General features: G+C 70.9%; 4 protein-coding genes and 1 pseudogene. All 5 read right to left on the reverse strand.

The window, feature by feature from the left end; genetic code table 11:
- Positions 1-347: 347 nt before the first annotated feature.
- Entirely contained in the window at positions 348-2,735 is a 2,388-nt protein-coding gene (locus ACFU99_RS34940) for a hypothetical protein (RefSeq protein WP_384400004.1), read from the reverse strand.
- A 103-nt stretch (positions 2,736-2,838) separates the two neighbouring features.
- The gene (locus tag ACFU99_RS34945; RefSeq protein ID WP_384400007.1) at positions 2,839-3,447 is read right to left on the reverse strand and encodes a hypothetical protein; all 609 of its coding nucleotides are present in this window, start codon (positions 3,445-3,447) and stop codon (positions 2,839-2,841) included.
- A gap of 23 nt (positions 3,448-3,470) precedes the next feature.
- Positions 3,471-3,680 (reverse strand): hypothetical protein, encoded by a 210-nt coding sequence (locus ACFU99_RS34950; RefSeq protein ID WP_384400010.1) that lies wholly within the window; start codon positions 3,678-3,680, stop codon positions 3,471-3,473.
- Positions 3,680-3,928, reverse strand: a complete 249-nt coding sequence (locus ACFU99_RS34955; RefSeq protein ID WP_384400013.1) for a hypothetical protein — start codon at positions 3,926-3,928, stop codon at positions 3,680-3,682. Before ACFU99_RS34955 ends, ACFU99_RS34950 begins: the two co-directional genes overlap by 1 nt.
- 124 nt (positions 3,929-4,052) lie before the next feature.
- A pseudogene (locus ACFU99_RS34960) lies at positions 4,053-4,319 on the reverse strand (hypothetical protein); the annotation flags it as partial.

Genomic DNA, 4,319 nt, shown 5'->3' on the forward strand with positions numbered 1-4,319 from the left:
GTGCTGTAGCGCTCCGCGGCCTTCCGCAGAGCGCGCATCTTGTCCTCGCTGGTGCCGGGGGTGCGGGCCGCGACGTCGATGAGGTGCCGCGCGATGTCGGCGGCGGTCCGGTCGTCGATCAGGGGCGAAAAGGGCATCGAGCCTCCGAGGTGTCGTTGCGTTGCGGGTGGTTGAGGGGGCGGTCGCCCCCTGGTACGTGCCGGGTTTGCACCCGTTTGGCGGGCGGTCGCGGCAGGGCGACGGGTGGTCAGGGGACCGGTCGGCCGCCCTCGAAGACCAGGGGGCATACCTGGGTGATCCGGGCGCTGACCAGGGGGTGACCGGGTGTCTGACCGGGTGGTATGCCCCTATTTGCCGGTCTGGGCGGCGGCGATCTGCTCGCGGTAGTAGCCGTTGGGGTTGGCCATGCCGTCGGTCGGACCGAGCTTGCGGGTGGTACCCGCCCCGGACTCGCGCAGCCGCGCCTGGAGGCCGGCGGTGGTGAGGCCGCCGTCGCCGTAGCTGCCGGGGTAGTAGTCGGCGAGCAGCTCGACCAGGCGCTCGGTGCGAGCCCGGTCGAGCCCGGCCTTGTCGAGCACGGTCAGGCAGTCGGACAGCAGCGTCTGCACAGCCGAGGCGACCTCCGCGGCCTGACCGTGTTCGACGGCGTAGCCGGACAGCGTGCCCGTCTTCAGGCGGAGCTGGCGGCCGCGCTCGGCGATGCGCCCGAAGGCCGGCAGGTCGATCGTGTCGCCCTTGATGGTCAGGTGCCCGGACTCGGCGCCCTGGTCCACCACGTACACGCCGCGGTGGATCTCGCGGAGCATGTGCGGGGCCGCACCGGCGCCCACGGCCTCGTCGCCGAGGACCATCTTGGCGCTCTTGCCGCCCTTGACGCGGGTGGAGGCGCGCTTGATGCAGACTTCGCGGAGCGCGGTCGGCACGCTGCCCGAGTCCGGGCGCTGGGTGATGAAGACGCCCATGCCGCCGACGAAGCGGGTCACGCGTACGAAGCGGGCGAACTTCTCCACGAGCACGTCCTTGCCGGACCGGCCGCGGCCGCCGCCCTCTTCCTCGTCGCCGACCTTGACCTTGGTCATGGCGGCCGCGTCCAGCAGTTCCTGGAGCTCGTCCACGACCATCAGGGTCAGCTCGGTGCCCGGCTCGCGGGCCAGGGCCGCGGTGACCTTGCCCTCGGGGCACGTCTCGGGGTTGGTCTCGTACAGGCGCTCCAGACGCTCACCGCGCTGCTGCATATCGGTGATCGTCGTATCCAGCAGGGCCTGCACCTGGTTGAGCTTGTCGGGGCTCGCCCCGGCGATGTAGGCGTGGGCGACCTTCTTCAGTGCCGCCCAGTCCGGGCCCGCCTTGCCGGTGATCAGGATGATCCGTACGTACGGATCCAGCGCGGCCGCGGCCGCGATCAGCCGGGCCAGGTAGCTCTTGCCGTAGCCCTGGAGGCCGCCGATCAGCAGCGAGGACCACAGCATGTCGAGGACCTGCCGGGTCTGACGGGCGTCCAGCCCGAGCGGTACGCCGTTCGCCCAGAAGTCCCAGACCTCGGCAGCGGCCAGTTCCGAGGGGGTGTTGGCGGTGCCGAAGGGGTTGTCCGCGTCGGCGACCCAGATCGTGAAGCGTCCTTCGTGGCCTTCTTCGCTGGTGTCCGCGAACAACTCGATCTGCCCGGCCTTGACCCGCAGCGCCGACGCGATCTGTTCGATCTTCCCGATGGCCTCGGAGGAAGTCTGGCCCGGGGGGAGCTCCACGGTGGCCTTCCAACCGGGCCCATCCTTCTGGATCAGCCCGATGACGCTGGTCTCCTCCCGGTCCCCCGCCTCGATCACCTTCGCCTTGACCAGGGCTGTGATCAGGTCCTGAGCGCCCTGGACCTGTACGGGGTCGACCCGCGCCGCGGCACCCAGCGGGCTCACCGCAGCCTGGCCCGGGACTTCCTGGACCGGGACGTTCATCGCCGCGGCCGCCATGGCCGAAGCGGGCGAGTGCTTGACGAGATCAACCCGCCGGTGCGCACCGGCGGCCTCAGCCTCCGTGGCGTCCGGGGCCTCTTCAGGCTCGTACGGGCGTGCCAGCCACCACCAGCCGGCCGGAATCGCGCCCGCCGTTCCGAGCAGCACCATCGGCTCGACGCTCACACCCTTGAGCCAGCCCAGGGCGGCCGCGAGGGTGAGTGCGCCGCGCCCGGCCTTACGCGCCCAGCGGGCCCGCGTCAGTTCGTTGGCGGTTGCCGGCAGATCCTGGGTCTGCGTCTGGCGGTGTGCGTCCAGCCGAGCCTCAGCCATAGCCAAGTCCCGGCCCAACCGCTCGACCGCACCCAGGCTCGCGCCCGCTTCCCCCTGTCCGGCTCGTGCCTCTGCCTGTGCCAGCTGCACCTTGATCCGTGTCATCGAGCGCACCAGTTCGGCCTCTCGATGGTGGTGCGCGCTCGCGCGGCGGGAAGCCACGTGTGCGGCCAACTGCGCGTTGCTGATGTCGTCGGTGGCGTACCAGTCGTGCACGCGGCGGCTCACGTTCGCGCGTTGCACTTCGTAGGTGGCGCGGGCCCGCTCAGCACCAGCCGAGCGCCAGGCGCGAAGACGGCGGATCGTCTCGGCCCGGCCCTGCTCTCCAGCCGTCTCGGGGCTTTCGCTCTCGGCGTCGGCGGCAGCCTGGGCATCTGCATCGACGTCGGGCGAAGCGTCGGCGGACGCGGTCGCGTCCTCCTGATCGTTGATGGTCTTGCGCATGTCGATCGCCATCGGGCGGTCTCCTCCGTGCGGTTGGTCGGGGTGGCGGGAAGACCGCCCAGGCGGGGAAGCGAGCGGGAGGGGCCGCCCGGCGCGGGACCGGGCGGCCGGTCTCCTAGAGGCCGGACCAGACGTTGCCGAGAGAGCTGCCGATGGAGCCGCCGAAGCTCTGGATCATCGGACCGACAACGGTCGGGGTCAGGTAGACCCCGAGCGCGATGCAGACCACGGCCCACAGCCAGCGGACCTTGTTGGACCGGATCGCGGCGATGACTGCGATCAGCAGCCCCAGGCCGATAGCCGCTGTCATCGAGATCGACCCGCCGCTGGCCTGCGTGCGGATGCCGTTGGTGCCGGTGCCGTACTGGCCTGTGGGCTGCTGCCCGCCCTGCTGCTGGTTCTGGTTGAGCTCGCTCTCCATCGAGCCCGTACCGCCACCGGTACCGCTGCCCGCGCCGGGGGCGGCGTCCGCGAGCGTGGTCACGGTCGCCTGCTGCGCGGCGTCGGCCCGGTAGGCGGCCGAGCCGAGGCCGGTGACGTGGATGGTTTTGCCGGACGGGAGGGTCACCGGCGCGCCGGTCGCGCGGGCCACCTCCTGGGCGGCCACGCGGACAACGCCGGCGTTGTCGTCTGCCGCGGCCGCGTCGCTGAGCGAACCCCCGGCACCCAGCAGCGCGGCGGCGGCCGCACCGGTGACGGCCAGGGAACGGATGATGCGAGGCATGGAAGTGATCTCCTTTTCGAAGGTCAGGCGCGGGGGGTGAGGGTGAAGCGGGTGACGGTGACGGCCACGCCGGGCAGATCCCGCGCGCACTCGGCGAGGAGATGCGCGCGGATCTGCTCCTCGGTCAGCGGGCCCGTGACCGTGAGATGACCGGTCCGGAAGCGGCTGGCGGGCGCGGCATAGGTGAAGGCCATCTCGAAGTCGTAGACCCCGGGCAGGAAGAGGGGCGCCATCAGGCCCGGGCCGACTTGGGCATGGCCCGGCAGCTTGTGGCGTGCTTGTTGGCCTCGGAACGAGCAGTGTCCGAGTAGCTGGTGTCCTCCTCGCGGTCACATCCCAGGCAGCGCCACTGGTACGGCCGGTCGGGCCGTTCGACCTTGGTCACCTCGACGGCGGCACCACCTTGTGTCAGAAACCGCATCAGCACGGTGACGTCGGAGGCACCGGAGGGCTTGTTGCCGAAGCGCTGGAAGATGCTCATCGCGAACCCTTCACGCGAGTCTTGGACTTGGTGCACTCGGGGCACGGAATGAAGCGGCCCTTCGGGGACAGAACCTTCTGCCAGTCCTCGCAGCGCCAGCACTTGGACCGAGGGTGGGGGCGGGTCATGACGCCGTTCCTTCCTGAGCGGGGAGCGGGAAAAGATCGAGTTGGGCGGCGGGTGGTACGCCGTTGGCGTACGCACGCGCGCTGTCCGCCTTCTTGCGGCGGCGGCCGAAGCAGCCGCGGCAGAGCGCGATCATCTGGTCGGCGGGAAGCCCGGCCGCCTCGCGATCGGAAATCTCGGCATCGCGCGGAACCACTACGAGCGGGGAGCGATAGGCCCCCCGCTCGTAGCACCGCCGGCCGGTTTTCGGGTGGGAGTACTCGTC

It is taken from the genome of Streptomyces sp. NPDC057654 (genome assembly GCF_042800135.1).
Lineage (GTDB): Bacteria > Actinomycetota > Actinomycetes > Streptomycetales > Streptomycetaceae > Streptomyces.